Here is a 20239-nt window from a genome sequence, read left to right as displayed (position 1 = left end):
GGGCGCACACACCCGTGTTTCGACACTCCACCCGTTTCTCGATGTCGCAGCGTGAATAGCAGGAGGGGCGTCCACCGTGTGGTGGACGCCCCCTCTTCGCGTGCCTCTCTCAGACGCTGCGACTCAGCCGCTCAGTCTCAGCTGAACGCACCGTAGTCGTAGTCCTCCAGCGGGATGGCGGAGCCGGAATCGGCGCCGATGCCCGCGTAGAAGTCGCCGTAGCTGTTGGTGAACATCTCGGCCTTGGCCTCTTCGGTCGGCTCCACCACGAGGTTGCGGTGGGTCTGCAGGCCGGTGCCGGCAGGGATGAGCTTACCGAGGATGACGTTCTCCTTCAGCCCCATGAGCGTATCGGACTTGCCTTCCATGGCCGCCTCGGTGAGGACGCGGGTGGTCTCCTGGAAGGATGCGGCCGACAGCCACGACTCGGTGGCCAGCGAAGCCTTCGTGATGCCCATCAGTTCGTCACGAGCCGAGGCAGGCTGGCCGCCTTCGGCGACCACACGACGGTTCTCCGCCTGGTAGCGGCCGCGGTCGACGAGCTCACCGGGCAGCAGGTTCGTGTCGCCCGACTCGATCACGGTCACGCGACGCAGCATCTGCCGCACGATGACCTCGATGTGCTTGTCGTGGATGCCCACACCCTGCGAACGGTAGACCTTCTGAACCTCCTCGACGAGGAAGCGCTCGGCCTCACGGCGACCGCGGATGCGCAGCACCTGCTTCGGATCGACGGCACCGACGATGAGCTGCTCTCCGGCCTTGACGTGCTGGCCGTCCTCGACCATGAGACGGGCACGCTTGGACACTGCGTGCTCGATCTCCTCGCTGCCGTCATCGGGGGTGATGATGACGAAGCGGGTCTTGCGGCTGTCGTCGATCTTCGCCCGTCCGGTCGCCTCGGCGATGGGAGCGAAGCCCTTCGGTGTGCGAGCTTCGAAGAGCTCGGTCACACGCGGCAGGCCCTGCGTGATATCACCGGTCGAAGCGGCGGCACCACCGGTGTGGAACGTACGCATCGTCAGCTGGGTACCGGGCTCACCGATCGACTGGGCAGCGACGGTGCCGATGGCCTCGCCGATGTCGACGAGCTGACCGGTCGCCATCGAGCGACCGTAGTGCTCGGCGGAGATCTGCGCATCGGAATCGGCAGTCAGCACGGAGTGGACCTTGAGCTCCTCGATGCCGTTGGCCACGAGCATATCCACCACAGCGCCGGTGACATCGGACTTCGCCGGCAGGAGCACATTGCCCTCGGCGTCAGTGACATCGGAGACGGTGAGACGCCCGTAGACGCTGGTCTCGGCGTACTCGTGCGGAACCAGGTTGCCCTCGTGGTCGCGTTCGGCGATCGGCAGGGTGATGCCCTTGTTCGACTCGGCCTCTGCGGCACGGATGATGACATCCTGGGACACGTCGACGAGACGACGGGTGAGGTAACCGGAGTCAGCGGTACGCAGAGCGGTGTCGGCCAGGCCCTTACGCGCACCGTGCGAGGCGATGAAGTACTCGAGCACGGCGAGTCCCTCACGGTAGTTCGACACGATCGGACGCGGGATGATCTCACCCTGCGGGTTCGTCACCAGACCACGCATACCGGCCAGCTGACGAACCTGCATCCAGTTGCCGGATGCGCCGGACTCGACCAGGCGCAGCACCGAGTTCTCCGCGGGGAAGTTCGTGCGCATGATCTGGTCGACCTTCTCGGTCGTCTCCGTCCACAGCTTGACGAGCTCGTTGCGACGCTCGTCGTCGGTCAGTGCACCGAGTTCGTACTGCTGCTGAACCTTCGTATCGATGACTTCGGCATCGTCGATGATCTCGGTCTTCGCCTCGGGTGAGACGACGTCTGACATTGCGATGGTGATGCCCGAGCGGGTAGCCCAGTGGAAGCCGCCGGCCTTGAAGTTGTCCAGCGTGTGTGCGACCTCGACCTTCGGGTATTCCTCGGCCAGGTGGTTGACGATCCGGCTCAGGGCCTTCTTGTCGATCGTCGAGTTCACGAAGGCGTAGTCGGCAGGCAGGTACTCGTTGAACGTCGCACGACCGAGAGTGGTCTGCACGTCCAGCGGGTCTCCGGCCTCCCAGCCCTCGGGAAGCTCCATGTCCGCGCTGGGAACGACGTCTTCCAGGCGGATGGTGATCGGCGAGCCCAGGTCGAGCTCTCCGTGGTCGAAGGCCATGATGGCTTCGCCCATTCCGGAGAACGCGCGTCCTTCGCCGGGCAGTCCCTTGCGCTCGGAGGTGAGGTGGAACAGACCGATGATCATATCCTGCGAAGGCATGGTCACGGGCTTGCCGTCCGAGGGCTTGAGGATGTTGTTGGCCGAGAGCATGAGGATGCGAGCCTCGGCCTGCGCCTCGGGGCTCAGCGGCAGGTGCACAGCCATCTGGTCACCGTCGAAGTCAGCGTTGAACGCCGAGCAGACGAGCGGGTGCAGCTGGATGGCCTTACCCTCGATGAGCTGCGGCTCGAACGCCTGGATGCCCAGGCGGTGCAGGGTCGGTGCACGGTTGAGCAGCACCGGGTGTTCGGTGATGACCTCTTCGAGGACGTCCCACACCTGCGGATGCTGACGCTCGACCATGCGCTTGGCCGACTTGATGTTCTGAGCGTGGTTGAGATCGACCAGACGCTTCATCACGAAGGGCTTGAACAGCTCCAGCGCCATGGTCTTGGGCAGACCGCACTGGTGCAGGTGCAGCTGCGGACCGACGACGATGACCGAACGGCCCGAGTAGTCCACACGCTTACCGAGCAGGTTCTGACGGAAACGTCCCTGCTTGCCCTTGAGCATGTCCGACAGCGACTTGAGCGGGCGGTTGCCCGGTCCGGTCACCGGGCGTCCGCGACGTCCGTTGTCGAACAGCGAGTCCACGGCCTCCTGCAGCATCCGCTTCTCGTTGTTGACGATGATCTCGGGAGCACCGAGGTCGAGCAGACGCTTGAGGCGGTTGTTGCGGTTGATGACGCGACGGTAGAGGTCGTTGAGGTCCGAGGTCGCGAAGCGTCCACCGTCGAGCTGGACCATCGGGCGCAGCTCCGGCGGGATCACCGGGACGACGTCGAGGACCATGCCCTCGGGGTTGTTGTCGGTGGTCAGGAACGCGTTGACGACCTTGAGCCGCTTGAGTGCACGGGTCTTGCGCTGTCCCTTGCCGGTGGCGATGAGCTCGCGCAGCTTCTCGGCTTCGCCTTCGAGATCGAAGTCGATGAGGCGCTTCTGGATCGCCTCGGCGCCCATGGCACCGGTGAAGTAGAGGCCGAAGCGGTGGAACATTTCGCGGTACAGGCTCTCGTCACCTTCGAGGTCGTTGACCTTGAGGTTCTTGAACCGATCCCACACCTGCTCGATACGGTCGACCTCGCGGTCGGCGTTCTTGCGCAGTTTGTCCATTTCCTTCTCGGCGGTGTCGCGCAGCTTCTTCTTGGCCTGGGCGGTTCCGCCTTCGGCCTCGAGCGCGGCGAGATCCTCTTCGAGCTTCTTGGCACGACGGTCGATGTCGGCGTCACGGCGGGTGCCGATCTGCTGCTTCTCGACGTCGATCTTGTTCTGCAGGCTGGGCAGATCGCGGTGACGGGAATCCTCGTCGACCGAGGTGATCATGTAGGCCGCGAAGTAGATGACCTTCTCGAGGTCCTTCGGAGCCAGGTCCAGCAGGTAGCCCAGACGCGAGGGCACACCCTTGAAGTACCAGATGTGGGTGACGGGAGCGGCGAGCTCGAGGTGGCCCATCCGCTCACGACGCACCTTGGCACGGGTGACTTCGACGCCGCAGCGTTCGCAGATGATGCCCTTGAAGCGGACTCGCTTGTACTTTCCGCAGGCGCACTCCCAGTCACGGGTGGGGCCGAAGATCTTCTCGCAGAAGAGTCCGTCCTTCTCCGGCTTCAGGGTGCGGTAGTTGATGGTCTCAGGCTTTTTCACCTCACCGTGTGACCAGCCGCGGATGTTCTCCGTGGTGGCAAGACCGATGCGCAGTTCATCAAAGAAATTGACGTCAGGCACGTAAATCCTCTTTCCTGGCGATGAACGAATCGTTCATCAAAAAGTTGTGTCGGTTGAAGTGGAAGTCCTCAGACTTCTTCTACGGTCTGTGCTTCGCGGCGGGAGAGGTCGATGCCCAGCTCTTCGGCTGCGCGGTAGACCTCGTCCTCCGACTCGCCCATCTCGACATGGCCTCCGTCGGAAGACAGGACTTCGACGTTGAGGCACAGGGACTGCATCTCCTTGATGAGGACCTTGAACGACTCCGGGATTCCCGGGTCGGGCAGGTTCTCACCCTTGACGATGGCTTCGTAGACCTTCACACGGCCCGGGATGTCATCGGACTTGATCGTCAGAAGCTCCTGCAGGGTGTAGGCGGCACCGTAGGCCTCGAGGGCCCAGACTTCCATCTCACCGAAGCGCTGACCACCGAACTGCGCCTTACCACCGAGCGGCTGCTGGGTGATCATCGAGTACGGTCCGGTCGAACGCGCGTGGATCTTGTCGTCGACGAGGTGGTGGAGCTTGAGCATGTACATGTAGCCGACCGAGATCGGGTACGGGAACGGCTCACCGGAGCGGCCGTCGAACAGCTGGGCCTTGCCCGAGGAGTCGATGAGGCGGTCCCCATCGCGGTTCGGGGTCGTCGAATCCAGCAGTCCGCGCAGCTCCTGCTCGTGCGCACCGTCGAAGACCGGGGTGGCCAGGTTGGTGCCGGCCTCGGCTTCGCGGGCGGCATCGGGCAGCTCGGCGGCCCACTCGGGGTTGCCCTCGATCTTCCAGCCCTGCTTCGAGATCCATCCGAGGTGGATTTCGAAGACCTGTCCGATGTTCATACGACGGGGAACACCGTGCGGGTTGAGGATGACGTCGACGGGGGTGCCGTCGGCGAGGAACGGCATGTCCTCGACCGGCAGGATCGTCGAGATGACGCCCTTGTTTCCGTGACGGCCGGCCATCTTGTCGCCGATGGTGATCTTGCGGCGCTGGGCCACGTAGACGCGGACCATCTGGTTGACGCCGGGCGAGAGCTCGTCGTCGTCCTCACGGTCGAAGACGCGCACACCGATGACGGTGCCGATCTCGCCGTGGGGAACGCGCAGCGAGGTGTCGCGGACCTCTCGCGACTTCTCACCGAAGATAGCGCGCAGCAGGCGCTCTTCCGGGGTCAGCTCGGTCTCACCCTTCGGGGTGACCTTGCCGACGAGGATGTCACCGTCGGTGACCTCGGCGCCGATGCGGATGATTCCGCGATCGTCGAGATCGGCCAGAGCGTCGGGCGAGATGTTCGGGATGTCCCGAGTGATCTCTTCGGCACCGAGCTTGGTGTCGCGCGCATCGACCTCGTGCTCCTCGATGTGGATCGAAGAGAGCACATCGTCCTGGACGAGACGTTGCGAGAGGATGATCGCATCCTCGTAGTTGTAGCCTTCCCAGGACATGAACGCCACGAGGAGGTTCTTGCCCAGAGCCATCTCACCGTTCTCGGTGGACGGTCCGTCGGCGAGGACGGTTCCGGCTTCGACGCGGTCGCCTTCGTCGACGAGGATGCGCTGGTTGTACGAGGTGCCGTGGTTCGACCGCTTGAACTTCGCAGCCTTGTAGGTCAGCTGGGTTCCGTCATCGGCGAGCACAGTGACGTAGTCGGCCGAGACCTCGGTGATGACACCGGACTTCTCGGCGGTGATGACATCGCCGGCGTCGACGGCGGCACGGTATTCCATGCCGGTGCCCACGACCGGGGATTCGGCCATCACCAGCGGCACGGCCTGACGCTGCATGTTCGCTCCCATGAGGGCGCGGTTGGCGTCGTCGTGCTCGAGGAACGGAATCAGAGCCGACGCCACAGACACCATCTGACGTGCGGAGACGTCCATGAAGTCGATCTGGTCGTGCTGGACCAGCTCGGCCTCACCGCCGCCGCCCTTCGGACGGGCCAGGACCTCGACCTCGGCGAAGCGCTGGTCGTCGGTCAGCGGTGCGTTGGCCTGGGCGATGTTGAACTCGAGTTCGTCATCGGCGGTCAGGTACTGCGTCTCATCGGTCACGACTCCGTCGACGACCTTGCGGTAAGGCGTCTCGATGAAGCCGAAGGGGTTGATGCGGGCGTAGGACGCCAGCGAACCGATCAGACCGATGTTCGGACCCTCGGGGGTCTCGATCGGGCACATGCGGCCGTAGTGCGAGGGGTGCACGTCACGGACTTCCATGGCGGCACGGTCGCGTGAGAGGCCGCCCGGTCCCAGTGCGGAGAGACGGCGTTTGTGGGTCAGACCCGCGAGCGGGTTGTTCTGATCCATGAACTGCGAGAGCTGCGAGGTGCCGAAGAACTCCTTGATCGCAGCCACCACGGGGCGGATGTTGATCAGGGTCTGCGGGGTGATCGCCTCGACGTCCTGAGTCGTCATGCGCTCACGCACGACGCGCTCCATCCGGGACAGGCCGGTGCGGATCTGGTTCTCGATGAGCTCACCGACGGCGCGGATGCGGCGGTTGCCGAAGTGATCGATGTCATCGAGCTTGACGCTGATCTCGACCTCTTCGCCGTCGCGGGTGCCCTTCGCCGTGTCCACTCCTGCGTGCAGCGACACGAGGTAGCGGATGGTAGCGACGATGTCGTCGGTGGAGAGCACCGAGTCCGACAGCGGGGCTTCGACGCCGAGCTTGCGGTTGACCTTGTAGCGACCGACCTTGGCCAGGTCGTAGCGCTTCGGGTTGAAGTACAGGTTGTTGAGCAGGTTGCGGGCGGCCTCAGCGGTCGCGGGCTCTGCCGGGCGCAGCTTCTTGTAGATGTCGAGCAGCGCTTCGTCCTGCGTGGTGACGGTGTCCTTGGCCATCGTCTCGCGGATCGATTCGAACTCGCCGAACTCCTCGAGGATCTTCGCTTCGGACCAGCCGAGAGCCTTGAGCAGCACTGTCACGGACTGCTTGCGCTTGCGGTCGAGGCGCACGCCGACCTGGTCGCGCTTGTCGACCTCGAATTCCAGCCAGGCACCGCGGGACGGGATGATCTTCGCGGAGAAGATGTCCTTGTCCGTGGTCTTGTCGACGCTGGATTCGAAGTAGGCGCCGGGCGAACGCACGAGCTGGGAGACGACGACGCGCTCGGTGCCGTTGACGATGAACGTGCCCTTGTCGGTCATGAGGGGGAAGTCACCCATGAACACGGTCTGGCTTTTGATCTCGCCCGTGTTGTTGTTCATGAACTCGGCGGTGACGTACAGCGGCGCCGAGTAGGTCATATCGCGTTCCTTGCACTCATCGATCGAGTACTTGGGAGCTTCGAACCGGTGCTCACGGAACGACAGCGACATGGATCCGCCGAAGTCTTCGATCGGCGAGATCTCTTCGAAGATGTCTTCGAGACCCGAGGTGGTGGCGACGGAGTCGTCTCCGATCTCGATGGCCTCGGCGACGCGGTCCTGCCACGCCTCCGATCCGATCAGCCAGTCGAAGCTGTCCGTCTGCAGACCGAGCAGATCGGGAACCTCGAGGGGCTCGCGAATCTTCGCGAAGGAAATTCTCTTGGGGGGATTAGCGGTCCTGGTGTTGTCGTTGGCGGCGGCCAATTGGTTCCTTCCGAGTGCTTCACCATCTGATACTTCGTCTGCCCACTCGCTCCGGCGACGTCCACGGGGTGTGTCAGATTTCGACTCCCGGCGTCGGCATGGTTCACTTGAGTGGAAATGCTGTGCCCACCGCTATATGAAGGCACACCACAGGCAGAACGATGCAAATATCAAGCTTATAGCATCAGGTCAAGCCTGGCAAGACGGACAGTTTCAGGGCAGATTCTTCGTCCACAGTCCCACCCATGCCCAGGTGCCGAATCCGGCCTGATCGTTGATCGCCAGCATCCACGAGTTCTCCACGGCGTTCCAGGTGTACACGCGCTCGACCGCCGAATGCTGCGCGAGGCTGCGGTGATTGGCGACCTTGAGCCGGGCACCGAGGCGGTGCCCACGGTGCTCGCTGAGCACCAGGGTTCCTCCTTGCCAGCCCACGGTCGGTCTGTCGGCTGAGGACCCGACCTGTGTGTACCCCGCCGGTTCCCCGTCGAGGAGGGCGAGTGCCGTGGCCATGGATTCTCCCTTGGCCGTCTTCTCTGCATCGAGGGCCCTCACGCGCTCACCGTCCCAGCTCTCCTCTCCCCCGAATTTCGCAGCTCCCGGCACGTCGGTGCTCAGCCGGCGTTTGCACAGAGCGATGTGCTCCAGTCGATGCTCCGGGACCGGCCCTCGCCAGGTCTCGATGACGTAGTCGTCGACGTGGGCACCGAGGTCGAGTTCGGCCGCGGTTGCAGTCGGCGCGACCGAGCACCGTTCGATCTGTGCGAGCCCGTACCCGCGGCTGCTGAGAAAAGACACCTCCGGCAGAGCGGCCGGCAGCGTCCCGGCACCGGTTTCGGCGGCCAGACGGGCACCGCGCAGATTCGCAGCCCTGACGGATTCCGGAATCTCGCAGAAGCTCGACAGCGCTGTCCGGCCCTCTGCTCGCAGCTCGGCCTCCATCACCGTCAGCAGCGCGGCACCCAGTCCACGACGGCGATGGTCCGGATGCACTCCGCACCAGACCTCCGCAGTGTCGGTATTGCTGGTCAGGCGAAGTTCGGCCACGCCTTTGGCCACGATCACCCCATCGATGCGCCCGATCCAGGTGAGAGTGGTCCGATATTCGCTCGTGCTGGTCAACGCGTGCCGCACCTCGTCGGGAATCGGGTCGAAGTCCTCCCCCAGCCCGGAGGCACGGTTGATGACGGTGTCGAAGTCCAGCAGCTCGGGCATCAGTGCCTCGATCGCCGCGGGATCGACGTGTCCCGACCTGATCCGGGTGATCTCCATCTGTGACCTCTGTCGTCGCAGGTGGCCGCCTCACTGCGATGCCTCCTTCGCGCATCGTCGCGCTGACAGCCGGTGGGTGACATTCTAGACTGCGAACATGACACGAGTGAGAGTTCTCAGCTTCGATCCTGCCGCAGTCAACTGCGGAGTCATCATCGGCACCGATCGCACCCTGCTCGTCGATGCCGGGCCCGGCCCCGCGGCTGCCGAGCACCTGCTGGAGCGGGCGGGCCGCCTCGGCGAGGAGATCGGCGGTGACCGTCCGCGCGCGATCGAACTCGCGATCACCCACGACCATTGGGATCACTTCTTCGGCGCCGCCGCCGCCGTATCCGCCGGGGTCACCGCCGTATACGCGTCATCATCGTTCGCTTCGGATCAGGAAGCCACGGCCTGGATCGCCCTCGACGGAGTTGCGGGCGGCGACTTCCCGGAGGACTATCGGTCAAGCCTCCCCGACAATCCCGGCGACCTCGTCGTCGACGTCTCCCCTGTCGATCCGTCCCCCGGGGACGTGCGACACCTCGACCTCGGCGACTGCCCGGTCGAATTCCATGTCCTCGGCGGTCATTCGACGGCCGATCTGGTGATCCGGCTGCCCGAACTCGGAATCGTCTTCGCCGGCGACCTCGTCGAAGAGGCGGCCGCCCCTCAGGCCGGTGCCGATGCCGCCTTGAGCGAGTGGGCCGAGAGCCTGCACACCCTGCTGTCGTTTCCCGAGGCGACAACGTTCGTTCCCGGTCACGGGGTCCCGGTCGATCGTGATTTCCTCGCCCGTCAGCTCGCCGATGTCGAGGGGCTGATGGTCGATCAGGGAGACGCCGAGGTGGCTCTGCCCGCCCGTTCCATGCCGGGCGACCATGATCGGACGATTCCCCGGGAGCATCGCCTGGTCTGACCGGACGGGTCGAGTATGCGGCCCGGGATCAGGAACCCCGACGGTGCAGGGCGGTGACGAGATCGCGGCCGATGGCCCCGAACAGCGTCTGCGCCCAGACGCTGTCACCCTCGACATAGGGACGGTCGCCGTCGAAGATCCACTGCAGTTCGCGGCCGGACTGCAGATCGGACAGGCAGCTGCCGCAGACGGGGACGCGGACGCTCTTTCCCGCCAGGTGACCCTTGCGCTCGGTGCTCACCTGCCGATTCGACCGTGCTTCCCCGTGCAGAGGGTTGACCGTGCACAGACTCTGCGGCAGTCCCCGGGTCCGTGCCGACCTCGTCGAGCCGGAGGCCCGTGCGACATCGGGCTTCCGCGCCCGTGCTCCGTGCTTGGCCGATCTGTGCAGCTTCACCTCGGCGATCTCACGACCGGCCTGACGCAGCAGCACCATGGCCCCCGCGAGGTCGATGCGTTCAGCTTCGGTGTCGTCGACGATCGTCCTGGCCATCTGGTAGGCGTCGAGTGCCCGTTCCACTCCCTCGGTGTCCGTCGCACCGAGGTTCTGGGTCTGCAGCTGCGTGATCTCTTCGGCCAGTTCCGTCGTGTCCTCGTTCAGTCCTTCCCGCAGCGTCTTCCGCTGCAGATCATCGACTCGGTCGAGCAGTCGGGCGGGCAGTTCGAAGCGGCGGCGGGTGCGCGCGGCTTTCGCCCTCTCCCGCCGTGAGCGGGCGAACCAGATGACGGCGATGACAAGGGCCAGAACCAGAACCGCTCCCCCGAGGAACAGCGTTGCCGTGGAGCTCGCCCCGTCGACAGTCTGCACTTCGCTGCCCGGTGCCTCCTGGCCAGTCTCCCGTTCGGGTGCTGCCTGCGGGTCGGCGTAGAGGTCGAGGAGCATGTTCAGCTTCGTCTGCGACGGCGTGCTGTGGCTCCATTGGTCACGTCCGACGGACATCTGCTCCATCACCTGCATCTGCAGGTCGTGCTGGTCCTCGAAGGTGTAGTCGACGACGAGGTCGGTGTTCGTGTCGATCATGATGAATGCACCTTCACCGCCGTTGTAGACCTTGACCTGCTCGAGCAGGTCCCGGTCGGCTCCGTCGTCTCCGGAGACGATGACGTAGACATCGAAGTCGAGGCCGTCGATCTTCGTCTCCGCCTTCTGCAGCAGGGTCTCATTCACCTCTCCCTGCGCGGACTTCGTCACGTAGACGGGGTCGGTGCTGAGCGCCTCGGCGATCGTCTGAGCCTGTTGGGTCACTGGTCGGCTGTCCGTTTCTTCAGTGCGCGGCGGATGAAGTGGATTCCGGCTCCGACTCCCCCGCCGACGAGGATGCCGACGACGGCTCCGGCCACGGCGCCGCCGGTGCTGTACTCGAGGTCGTGTGGGTCGGTCGCGGTATCCCGCTTGACCAGCAGCGGGTTGCCGTTGTCATCGTGCTTGTACGAATAGCTCGAGGCGAGGTCCTCGGTCTCTGCGGAGCTGAGCTGTTCGACGCCTTTCAGCGCGCTGCGGGACTCAGTGTCGTCGAACTCACCACTGAGATGGGCCATTTGGGGTCGGTACACCCCTTTCTCGCCCACGCCCATGATGCCTGAGGCGTCGACGGTGAGCACAGCCGCCTCGGCGTCGTCCATCTCGGTGACGATTCGGGCCGCGAGCAGATCGAGGTCGCCGTCCGCGTCGTCGAGGTCTGAGGTGTTGAGGAAAGCGACGTAGATGGGGGTGTCGGCATCGGCGACGGCGGCCCTGATCTCCGCGATCTCATCGTCTTCGATCTCGAATTCCGGGTAGCCGTCGAAATAGACGGGATCCTGGGCCAACGATTTCGCGATCGCCTGGTACCGAGACGGATCGTAGTCGGGGTCGATGGCGCCCTCGATGCGGTCGGTGAAGATCGAGTCGACATCGATCCGTCCGCTGTCGATCGTCTCGATGCGCTCGGCCTTCGTCTGGTCGAAGAAGTGGCCGCTGAGCAGGGCGGCGCCGATCGACACGGCGGCGACAGCGATGACGGCGATGACCCAATCGAGTGGGTTGATCGAACGGGCAGTTCCGGTGGCCATCATCGGCTCCTTCCGAGGGCGGAGTGCCGTGGGCTCATGGTCTCCAGCACCGCCTCGTCGAGGGGCTGGAAGCTGCCGAAGCCGGAGAGCGCGTAGGCGTCGTCGCGTTGGAAGTACGGGACAGCGCGGGCGGAACCGGGGCGCTTGGGCACCATCAGTCGTTCCGGATCGTGGCCGGCCGCCAGGTCCTCGCGACAGTCGACGCACAGCGCCGCGGTGAGGCTGCGCCCGGACTGTCTGAGCACATGATCATCGATGTCTCTGCGGTGGTGCGGGAAGAGGAAGCAGAAGCGCGGTTCGTCGTCCAATCTGTTGGAGCGCCTGCGCAGCCCTCGACGCACCCAACGGTCGAGGGTGACGAGGGCGCACACTGCGTGGCGGTGGGCGAAGTCGACGGATTCGGCCCAGTCCGGATGGGCTGTGGTCAGGACGGCCAGAGCGTCCTGGATTCGTCGCCCTCGGTCATACAGAGCCCACGTGTCGTCATCGGGATGCTCGGGTTCGGGGATCGGGGCGGCCGCCTCGGTGACGGCTTTCTGGAGGTTGCGGGACTTGACCAGTTCCGGTGTCGTCGTCAGCTTCGTCCGCCAGGAATAGCGATTGCGGCGGTGCAGCAGCCATAGGGTCGCGCCGAGCGCCGCGGCGGCCGTCGCACCGAAGACGAGCGCGTCGGGGTCGGAGTGGTCGAGGCCGAAGCGTTCGATGTAATCCTCGCTGCGGGTACCGACGTCGCGGGTGTCGAAATCCGGGGCAGAGGGTGGTTCGGTCCCGTCGGCGGCGGCGACGAGGACCTGCAGATAGTAGGGGACGGCGAGTTCGACGGGGATGAAGTCATCGCTGCGGGACCTCATCAGTTCGGGTGCGCCCGAGGGGACGACGGGTCCGTTGTCGGTGACGAGATAGGCGAATGAGCGGGCTGAGGTCTCGCCTTCGGTGAAGAGGACAAGGGTCTGCTTCTTCCCCGACTCTTCGTGCATGGCGAAGGCGAAGTCGGAGGTGAACTTCGCCCAATCGCCGTAGCCCATGGTCTGGAGGCCGGGAGTGATCGCGAGGTAATGAGTCAGACCGGTGTCCTCGGTCTGCTGTGAGGCCCGCCGGATGGCGGTGAGCTGGTTCTCGGTCAGTCCGGGTCTGACGATCTCATCGATATAGAGGGGTTGCTGCGCCCAGGTGTCGCGGATGCGATCGCGCAACTGCTGCTGCGCGCGGGCGTAGCTCGTCGTCTCGGTCACCATACAAGGATAGTTCAGGTTCTGCCAAGCCTCCGTCCGACGGTGTTCCGAATCGGTCACATGGCGGCGGGACGGGATGGGCATTCGCGGCGGGGGTGGGCCGCCTCGGCCGGGATGCAAAGAACCCCCACGGTGGACCGTGGGGGTTCGAAGCCTCAGGCAGCAGTCAGACCGCTGCTCGGGAAATCACTTGAGGGTGACGGTGGCGCCGGCAGCCTCGAGGGTTTCCTTGGCCTTCTCGGCGTCTTCCTTCGAAGCGCCTTCGAGGACGGCCTTGGGAGCTCCGTCGACGAGGTCCTTGGCTTCCTTGAGTCCGAGGGAGGTGAGTCCACGGACTTCCTTGATGACGGGAACCTTCTTCTCGCCGGCCGATTCGAGGATGACGTCGAATTCGGTCTGCTCTTCAGCGGGAGCGGCGTCTGCGCCACCGGCTGCAGGGGCAGCGGCAACGGCGGCCGGAGCGGCAGCCTCGACGTCGAACTCTTCTTCGAACTTCTTGACGAACTCGGACAGTTCGATGAGGGTGAGCTCCTTGAAAGCCTCGAGGAGCTCGTCGGTGGTGAGCTTAGCCATGGTGGCTAGTCCTTCCTGTTTTGGTCACGATCAGTGACCGGTTCGGTTTGGGGTGATGCTCAGGCGTCGGAAGCAGGAGCGTCGTCCTGCTTCTCGCGGAGGGCATCGACAGTGCGCACGGCCTTGACCAGCGGAGCGGTGAAGAGGTAAGCCGCCTGGTGGAGGCTTGCCTTCATGGCACCGGCTGCCTTTGCAAGCAGCACTTCGCGGGATTCGAGGTCGGCGAGCTGGTTGACCTGTTCGGGGCTGAGCGCGGCTCCATCGAAGTAGCCGCCCTTCACCACGAGCTTGTCGTTCGCCTTGGCAAAGTTACGCAGAGCCTTGGCAGCCTCAGGTGGTTCGCCGTTGACGAACGCGATCGCGGTGGGCCCATTGAGGTGCTCATCGAGACCGGTGACTCCGGCTTCCTTGGCTGCAATCTTGGTCAGCGTGTTCTTTACCACGGCGTAGCTGACGTTCTCACCGAGAGAGACGCGCAGTTCTTTCATCTGCGCGACGGTGAGACCGCGGTACTCGGTCAGCAACACAGCGTCGGAGTTCTCAAACTGCTGTTTGATCTCCTCGACTGCGGCTGCCTTGTCTGGCCTCGCCATGGTGTTCCTTTCATAAGTCGTCCGGCCTGTCCCGACAACAGAAAAAGCGCTCCACGCAGGATGGCGTGAAACGCTTGGCCGACGATTCCATGAGGAATCCGACGGAAGAATCTCGAGCTCACCTGCGTGGGTCACTCCTCACGGAGTCTTCGTCTGCGGGCACCGAGATTCGATGGCGAATCACGGTGATTCCACAGAGACCGACGGTCTTGGGTGTCTCAAGTCTAGCGAAGTCATTCCCGGCAAGTCCAATCCGCCCGCCGAGACTCCTCCCACACTACCTGACGGCGGCGCAGCAACCTGGCGCGAGGTTGCTGCGCCGCCGTCAGGTAGTTCTTAAGGCGCGGGTGTGTGGGTGTGTCAGTATTCGATCACGACACGGCCGTCGATCTTGCCGTGGATCATCTCGTCGAAGATCGCATTGATGTCACCCAACGGCCGCTTCGTGAACGTCGGATGGATCTTTCCGGCGGCGTAGAACTCGAGAGCTTCGACCATGTCCTGGCGCGTGCCGACGATCGATCCGCGAATCGTCAGACCCTTGAGCACGATGTCGAAGATCGGTGCAGGGAAGTCTCCGGGCGGCAGACCGTTGAAGACGATGGTGCCGCCTCGGCGAGTCATTCCGATCGCCTGACCGAACGCAGCGGGATGGACCGCGGTGACGAGGACTCCGTGGGACCCCCCGACCTTCTCTTGGATGATCTCAGCAGGATCCTCGGCGAAGGCATTGACGGTGATTTCGGCTCCGTGCTTCTTCGCCAGCGCCAGTTTGTCGTCGGCGACGTCGACTGCGACGACGCGCATACCCATGGCCACGGCGTACTGGACGGCGATGTGTCCGAGTCCGCCGATGCCGGAGATGACGACCCATTGTCCGGGTTTGACCTCGGTGCGCTTGAGTCCCTTGTACACGGTGACTCCGGCACACAGGACAGGGGCGATCTCATACGGATCGGCACCATCGGGAATGGTCGCGGCGAACTTCGTGTCGACGAGCATGTACTCGCCGAAGGATCCGTCGATGCCGTAGCCGCCGTTGACCTGAGATTCGCAGAGCGTCTCCCATCCCTGACGGCAGTGTTCGCAGGTTCCGCAGGCTGACCACAGCCAGGCGTTGCCGATCATCTGGCCGACCTCGACATCGGTGACGCCTTCGCCGACTTTTTCGACGATGCCGACACCTTCGTGACCGGGAATGAGTGGAACCTTCGGCTTGACCGGCCAATCGCCATGTGCGGCATGGAGGTCGGTGTGGCAGACGCCTGAGGCGATGAGCTTGACCAATGCCTGGCCGGGACCGGGCTCGGGAATCGGGTTGTCACCGACGACCAGTTCCTGGCCGAAGCCTTCTACGACTGCTGCTTTCATTTCGGACATCATTCGCTCCTTTGTGATGATGAGGATTCATTTGGCAAACGGGGCTTGAGTCTGTGGTGGAACTACCCGACGACGCCCCAGCACCGTGGCGCGAGGTTGCTGCGCCGCCGTCGGGTAGCAATTGGGGTCAGAAGAAGCCCTGGGCGTTCTCCGAGTAGCTGACGAGCAGGTTCTTCGTCTGCTGGTAGTGGTCGAGCATCATCTTGTGGTTCTCGCGTCCGATGCCCGAAGCCTTGTACCCGCCGAAGGCCGCATGTGCCGGGTAGGCGTGGTAGTTGTTCACCCACACGCGTCCGGCCTGGATCTCGCGACCGGCCCGGTAGGCGGTGTTGCCGTCGCGCGACCAGACTCCGGCGCCGAGGCCGTAGAGCGTGTCGTTGGCCGTGGCCATTGCGTCCGAGTAGTCGGAGAACGTCGCGACAGAGACGACGGGTCCGAAGATCTCCTCCTGGAAGATCCGCATCGTGTTCGTGCCCTTGAAGATCGTCGGCTGCACGTAGAAACCGCCGGCCAGATCCCCGTCGAGGTCGGCCCTGCCGCCGCCGGTGAGCACCTCGGCACCTTCCTGACGGCCGATGTCGAGGTAGGACATGATCTTCTCGAACTGGTCGTTCGAGGCCTGGGCGCCCATCATCGTGTCCGTGTCGAGCGGGCTGCCCTGGACGATCTTCCTCGTCCTGGCCACGACCTTCTCGAGGAAGGTGTCGGCGATCGATTCCTGGATGAGCGCACGCGACGGGCAGGTGCAGACCTCACCCTGGTTGAGCGCGAACATCGTGAAGCCCTCCTGGGCCTTGTCCGCGTAGGAGTCATCCTTGGCCAGCACATCCTCGAAGAAGATGTTCGGCGACTTGCCGCCGAGCTCCAAGGTCACCGGGATGATGTTCTGCGAGGCGTACTGCATGATCAGACGACCGGTCGTCGTCTCTCCGGTGAACGCGATCTTCGAGATCCGCTTGTTCGACGCCAGCGGCTTGCCGGCCTCCAGACCGAAGCCGTTGACGACGTTGAGCACACCGTCGGGCAGCAGATCGGCGATGAGTTCGACGAGGACGAGGATCGACGCCGGAGTCTGTTCGGCGGGCTTGAGCACGATCGCATTTCCGGCAGCCAGCGCCGGCGCGATCTTCCACACACCCATGAGAATCGGGAAGTTCCAGGGAATGATCTGTCCGACCACACCGAGCGGCTCATGGAAGTGATAGGCCACGGTGTCATCGTCGATCTGCGAGAGTCCGCCCTCCTGTGCTCTGATCGCTCCCGCGAAGTAGCGGAAGTGGTCGACCGCCAGCGGCAGATCGGCGTTGAGGGGCTCGCGGATCGCCTTGCCGTTGTCCCAGGTCTCGGCGACGGCGAGCATCTCGAGGTTGTCCTCGATGCGATCGGCGATCCGATTGAGGATGTTGGCCCTCTCGGCCACCGCCGTCTTGCCCCAGGCCGGAGCCGCCTTGTGCGCGGCGTCGAGCGCGAGTTCGATGTCCTCAGCCGTGCTGGCCGGGATCTCAGTGAAGGTCTTCCCGGTGACGGGGCTGGGATTCTCGAAATAGCTGCCCTTGACCGGCGGCACCCACTGACCGCCGATGAAGTTCTCGTAGCGGGACTTGAAGGTCACGAGCGACCCGTCTTGACCAGGCTGTGCGTAGACAGTCATTGCAACTCCTTTGATGCGTCTGATTCCACCGGATTGTCTCCGTGTGACCACGACGCTACCGAGGGCAACGTTGCATATGGGTTGCATCCCGTCGCCGAGGCGGCCGCCCCGTTACCGCGCACCCAACCGCAGTCGGTTCGCGGCGGTCAGAGACCCAGCGCCTCCAGACGCACGACCGCGGCGTTGCGTTCGGCGGCCTCGGGCGGGGCCAGTCGCAGCACGGTCATGAGGACGTCGACGTCATCGCGGAAGTCCGGCAGGTTCGCAAACCGCCACAGCTGCTGCCAGGTCCCGTCCTGCAGCAGAGTCTCGCGCATGAGCGCATCGACCTCCGCCGCGATCTCGCGCACCCCTGGTGCTTCGGAGCCCGGCAGAACGGTTCCCGTGAACTGCTCGAGGGCCGAATCCGCATCTCCTCTGGCCAGTGCCTGAACGGTTCGCTCAAGATCCGAATCGACGTCCCCGCGCAGCCGGTAGGGGCGGGCGTCGATGCGCAGATCACCGAGGTTGCCGATCGTTCGGCGCAGACGGTTGATCTCCGCCCGGACCGTGACTTCGCTGCCGCCGACCGACCACAACCGCTCCGCCAGTCCGGCGCTGCTGATGCCGTCGGGGAAGCGATGCAGCAGCAGCAGGATCTCGGCGTGCCGCCGGGTAAGCGGAATTCGGGCTCCGTCAGAGCCTTCCACGGCAGGGCTGGGACCGAGCACGGTCAGCCTGGTTCCGGCCGCCTCGGTGCCGGTGCGGATCTGCTGCGGAGCGAAGAGCTGGGACAGTTCGGCGCCCGCGGCCCTCGCCGTCGAGGACAGCAGCGGCAGCACGATGGACGAGACGGCGTCATCTCCCCCGGTGACGTCGATGATTCCGATGACGTGCCCGGTCAGCGGGTGGGTGACGGGGACCGCGCTGCAGCTCCAGGAATGGACGTCGGGAGCGAAATGCTCCGCCCGGCTGACTTGCACGGGTCGGCCCGAGCGCAGAGCCAGCGCCGGGGCGGAGGTGCCCATCACCTCTTCTGACCAGTCCGACCCGGAGACGAAACCCATGGCTTCGGCACGGTCGCGCACACGTCGCTCCCCCTCGACCCACAGCAGACGACCCTGTTCGTCGCCGAGGGCGGCGAGAAGCCCGGCATCCTTGGCAGGTTCGATGAGGTGGGACCGCAGCAGCGGCATGATCGCATGGAAAGGATGGCGTCGCCGCACCTCGGCGAGACGATCGGTTTCGAGTGCGACGTGGGCCCGGACCCTGTCGGGGTCACGCAGCCGGGCCAGAGACCGATCCCATGATTCCAGCACCGAAGTCCGCACCGCGGGACCTGACGATGGAATGTGGAGGCCCGAAGCCGCTGGACCGGACAGCCTTTCATGTGCACGCCGAACGGCACACTGATAGGTGTCTTCGAGCAGCAACGTCGAATCCATGGCGGACGGTCCACCTCCATCGGCGGGTGTCGGAAGAGAGCCTCAACTGCTCATAATCTAATCGCGAACCCCTCCGCGAACAAGGCCCCGTCCACGCCCAGAACTACCTGACGGCGGCTCAGCAACCTCGCGCGAGGTTGCTGAGCCGCCGTCAGGTAGCAATTGGGGAAGGGAAGAGGGCGGGACGCGAACGAATCGCCTCCCGCCCTCTCGCAGTGCATCGATCAGATGCGCAGACCAGAGTGGTCGACCGGAACGGCCGGGCCGTTCGAGGTCGTGATCGTGGCCTTGCTGATGTAGCGGCCCTTCGAGGAGGACGGCTTCAGACGCAGGATCTCTTCGATCGCAGCATCGAAGTTCGCCTGCAGAGCTTCCTCGGAGAAGGAGACCTTTCCGATGATGAAGTGCAGGTTCGAGTGCTTGTCGACGCGGAATTCGATCTTTCCGCCCTTGATGTCGTTGACGGCCTTGGCGACATCCATGGTCACGGTGCCGGTCTTCGGGTTCGGCATCAGGCCGCGGGGACCCAGCACCTTACCGAGACGACCGACCTTGCCCATCATGTCGGGGGTCGCAACAGCGGCATCGAAGTCGGTGAACCCTCCGGCCACCTTCTCCAGCAGGTCATCGGAACCGACGTAGTCAGCACCTGCTTCACGGGCAGCTTCTGCACGGTCGCCGGCAGCGAACACCAGGACCCGAGCGGTCTTACCGGTACCATGCGGAAGGTTGACGGTGCCGCGCACCATCTGGTCCGCCTTGCGGGGGTCAACACCCAGGCGGAGAGCGACCTCGACGGTGGCGTCGTACTTCGCCACTGTGGTCTCTTTGGCCAGGGCGATCGCCTGAGCCGGTTCGTAGTTCACATCTGCGGCGATCTTCTCAGCCGCGGCCTGGTAGGCCTTGGAACGCTTTGCCATCTGCTTTACTCCTTGCAGTCGTGGTGTGGGCTGCGTGGGCCCTGCCACTGTGTGGGGTGAGGTCTCAGACCTCGATGTCGGTGGTGATGCCCATGGAACGCGCGGTTCCGGCGACGATGCGGTCGGCCTGGTCCAGGGTGTTGGCGTTCAGGTCGGGCATCTTCGTGGTGGCGATCTCGCGCACCTGGTCGGCGCTCAGGTGAGCAACCTTGACGGTGTGCGGGGTGGCCGAACCCGACTTCACTCCGGCGGCCTTCTTGATCAGTTCGGCTGCCGGCGGGGTCTTGAGCACGAAGTCGAAAGAACGATCTTCGTACACGGTGATCTCGACGGGAACGATGTTTCCGCGCTGGGATTCTGTGGCGGCGTTGTAGGCCTTGCAGAATTCCATGATGTTGACGCCGTGCTGGGCAAGCGCCGGACCGATCGGAGGAGCCGGGTTAGCGGCACCTGCCTGAATCTGGAGCTTGACGAGGCCGGCTACCTTTTTCTTGGGAGGCATGTACGGTCCTTAATCTTGAGGTTTCGATGTGCCAGACATATACAGCACATCGTTCGATGGCGGCCTTCCGATAAGGGCCGCAATCAAACCACACCAGTATTCCATGCGCGCACGCCTGTGGGCAAATGCTCGTGAGGGGCATCACCCAATCGAATTCTCGCCATCGAATTCTCGCCGAGGCGGC

At 64.3% G+C, this 20239-nt stretch carries 14 protein-coding genes; 1 reads left to right on the top strand and 13 read right to left on the bottom strand.

All coding sequences use genetic code 11. The features are described from left to right. Positions 1–137: 137 nt before the first annotated feature. From QYM46_RS05920 to QYM46_RS05910, 3 genes are all read right to left on the bottom strand, one after another. Entirely contained in the window at positions 138–4010 is a 3873-nt protein-coding gene (locus tag QYM46_RS05920) for a DNA-directed RNA polymerase subunit beta' (RefSeq protein ID WP_432791200.1), read from the bottom strand. 68 nt (positions 4011–4078) lie between these two features. Next, positions 4079–7558, bottom strand: coding sequence for a DNA-directed RNA polymerase subunit beta (gene rpoB, locus QYM46_RS05915; RefSeq protein ID WP_169251716.1), 3480 nt, complete (start codon positions 7556–7558; stop codon positions 4079–4081). Positions 7559–7771: 213 nt separating this feature from the next. Continuing rightward, positions 7772–8830 carry a GNAT family N-acetyltransferase gene (locus tag QYM46_RS05910; RefSeq protein WP_169251715.1) on the bottom strand — a complete coding sequence of 353 codons (1059 nt, stop codon included), beginning with the start codon at positions 8828–8830 and terminating at the stop codon, positions 7772–7774. Positions 8831–8927: 97 nt separating this feature from the next. Between QYM46_RS05910 and QYM46_RS05905 the strand changes: the two genes are divergently transcribed. After that, positions 8928–9728: an MBL fold metallo-hydrolase gene (locus tag QYM46_RS05905; protein WP_169251714.1), complete on the top strand. Its 801-nt coding sequence runs from the start codon at positions 8928–8930 to the stop codon at positions 9726–9728. Between the two features lie 28 nt (positions 9729–9756). Here the strand turns inward: QYM46_RS05905 and QYM46_RS05900 are convergent, their stop codons facing one another. From QYM46_RS05900 to rplK, 10 genes are all read right to left on the bottom strand, one after another. Then, on the bottom strand, positions 9757–10974 hold the full coding sequence (locus tag QYM46_RS05900) for a hypothetical protein (RefSeq protein WP_432791199.1): 1218 nt from the start codon (positions 10972–10974) through the stop codon (positions 9757–9759). Then, positions 10971–11780 carry a hypothetical protein gene (locus QYM46_RS05895; RefSeq protein WP_432791198.1) on the bottom strand — a complete coding sequence of 270 codons (810 nt, stop codon included), beginning with the start codon at positions 11778–11780 and terminating at the stop codon, positions 10971–10973. Before QYM46_RS05895 ends, QYM46_RS05900 begins: the two co-directional genes overlap by 4 nt. Beyond that, positions 11780–13012, bottom strand: coding sequence for a hypothetical protein (locus QYM46_RS05890; RefSeq protein WP_432791197.1), 1233 nt, complete (start codon positions 13010–13012; stop codon positions 11780–11782). The genes QYM46_RS05895 and QYM46_RS05890 overlap by 1 nt, the downstream gene beginning before the upstream one ends. Before the next feature lie 186 nt (positions 13013–13198). Beyond that, a complete protein-coding gene (gene rplL, locus QYM46_RS05885) occupies positions 13199–13585 on the bottom strand; it encodes a 50S ribosomal protein L7/L12 (RefSeq protein ID WP_025777952.1) in 387 nt (128 codons plus the stop codon). Positions 13586–13644: 59 nt separating this feature from the next. Then, positions 13645–14178, bottom strand: a complete 534-nt coding sequence (rplJ, locus tag QYM46_RS05880; protein ID WP_062244493.1) for a 50S ribosomal protein L10 — start codon at positions 14176–14178, stop codon at positions 13645–13647. 360 nt (positions 14179–14538) lie between these two features. Continuing rightward, positions 14539–15558 carry an alcohol dehydrogenase AdhP gene (gene adhP / locus QYM46_RS05875; RefSeq protein ID WP_169251710.1) on the bottom strand — a complete coding sequence of 340 codons (1020 nt, stop codon included), beginning with the start codon at positions 15556–15558 and terminating at the stop codon, positions 14539–14541. A 127-nt stretch (positions 15559–15685) separates the two neighbouring features. After that, on the bottom strand, positions 15686–17209 hold the full coding sequence (exaC, locus tag QYM46_RS05870) for an acetaldehyde dehydrogenase ExaC (RefSeq protein WP_432791196.1): 1524 nt from the start codon (positions 17207–17209) through the stop codon (positions 15686–15688). 146 nt (positions 17210–17355) lie between these two features. Next, positions 17356–18507, bottom strand: coding sequence for a GAF domain-containing protein (locus QYM46_RS05865; RefSeq protein ID WP_432791195.1), 1152 nt, complete (start codon positions 18505–18507; stop codon positions 17356–17358). A gap of 350 nt (positions 18508–18857) precedes the next feature. Beyond that, on the bottom strand, positions 18858–19553 hold the full coding sequence (gene rplA / locus QYM46_RS05860; RefSeq protein WP_169251707.1) for a 50S ribosomal protein L1: 696 nt from the start codon (positions 19551–19553) through the stop codon (positions 18858–18860). A gap of 64 nt (positions 19554–19617) precedes the next feature. Beyond that, complete coding sequence (gene rplK / locus QYM46_RS05855) at positions 19618–20055, bottom strand: 50S ribosomal protein L11 (protein ID WP_025776636.1); 438 nt, start codon at positions 20053–20055, stop codon at positions 19618–19620. Positions 20056–20239: the final 184 nt, after the last annotated feature.

It is taken from the genome of Brevibacterium sp. K11IcPPYGO002 (genome assembly GCF_050920635.1).
GTDB lineage: Bacteria > Actinomycetota > Actinomycetes > Actinomycetales > Brevibacteriaceae > Brevibacterium.
Note: the sequence above shows the minus strand (reverse complement) of the source record. Positions and strands in the feature narration are given on the sequence as shown.

What these genes read in the sequence shown, in the direction of transcription:
- QYM46_RS05910 (WP_169251715.1), bottom strand. Translation starts at nt 8,830, where the DNA reads ATGGAGATCACCCGGATCAGGTCGGGACACGTCGATCCCGCGGCGATC.
- QYM46_RS05905 (WP_169251714.1), top strand. Translation starts at nt 8,928, where the DNA reads ATGACACGAGTGAGAGTTCTCAGCTTCGATCCTGCCGCAGTCAACTGC.
- QYM46_RS05895 (WP_432791198.1), bottom strand. Translation starts at nt 11,780, where the DNA reads ATGGCCACCGGAACTGCCCGTTCGATCAACCCACTCGATTGGGTCATC.
- rplL (WP_025777952.1), bottom strand. Translation starts at nt 13,585, where the DNA reads ATGGCTAAGCTCACCACCGACGAGCTCCTCGAGGCTTTCAAGGAGCTC.
- rplJ (WP_062244493.1), bottom strand. Translation starts at nt 14,178, where the DNA reads ATGGCGAGGCCAGACAAGGCAGCCGCAGTCGAGGAGATCAAACAGCAG.
- adhP (WP_169251710.1), bottom strand. Translation starts at nt 15,558, where the DNA reads ATGTCCGAAATGAAAGCAGCAGTCGTAGAAGGCTTCGGCCAGGAACTG.
- exaC (WP_432791196.1), bottom strand. Translation starts at nt 17,209, where the DNA reads ATGACTGTCTACGCACAGCCTGGTCAAGACGGGTCGCTCGTGACCTTC.
- rplA (WP_169251707.1), bottom strand. Translation starts at nt 19,553, where the DNA reads ATGGCAAAGCGTTCCAAGGCCTACCAGGCCGCGGCTGAGAAGATCGCC.
- rplK (WP_025776636.1), bottom strand. Translation starts at nt 20,055, where the DNA reads ATGCCTCCCAAGAAAAAGGTAGCCGGCCTCGTCAAGCTCCAGATTCAG.